Source organism: Bifidobacterium pullorum subsp. saeculare, from assembly GCF_016899725.1.
In the GTDB taxonomy this organism is placed as follows: Bacteria; Actinomycetota; Actinomycetes; order Actinomycetales; family Bifidobacteriaceae; genus Bifidobacterium; species Bifidobacterium pullorum_C.
In genome coordinates this window covers 1-484 of the sequence record NZ_JACLYU010000151.1, presented here as the reverse complement: position 1 = coordinate 484, position 484 = coordinate 1, and the positions used below count along the sequence as shown (strand labels likewise).

The window sequence follows — 484 nt, the reverse complement described above, 5'->3', positions numbered from 1 at the left end:
TCTTTTAGATGTAGACGAGGCCTCCACTGGCAACCAAACGGCAATCTCTGGCTGGGAAGTTTTTCTTCCCGCAGCCAACAGCGCGGTAGTAAGCCCCATTAGAAATTTGGCCGCTCATCACATACCTGTGGCCCTTGTAATAGAATACAGTGCCAGGCATGCAGCGTCCTTCCGAATTGTAGTATCTGGTCGATTTGGTGACCTCCATCACCTGGCAAGCATCCAATCTCCAGACAGGCGAAAGGGACTCCAGGAAGGACTCCAGACTATGGCCCTTCTGCTCGAAGCGCGGCTTCCGGTTCTTGGCCACCGTCTCCTTGCCCAGTTTGTAGGTGCGTTCCCGCTGCGAATGGATGATCGCCCGATTGTGCCGGCGGAACTGCTTGATCTCGTAGGGCTCTGGGACCTGCACAGGCAGGCTTCCGTTGCCCAGAGACGCAATGCACACGGCGTCAGCGTCATGAGTCTTGCCCAGGCCCAGGCG

General features: G+C 56.8%; 1 protein-coding gene. It reads right to left on the bottom strand.

Going from position 1 to position 484, the window contains the following annotated elements:
* Nucleotides 1–4: 4 nt before the first annotated feature.
* On the bottom strand, nucleotides 5–484 hold a 480-nt coding region (locus H7U32_RS09915; RefSeq protein ID WP_204469872.1), incomplete at its 5' end, for a hypothetical protein.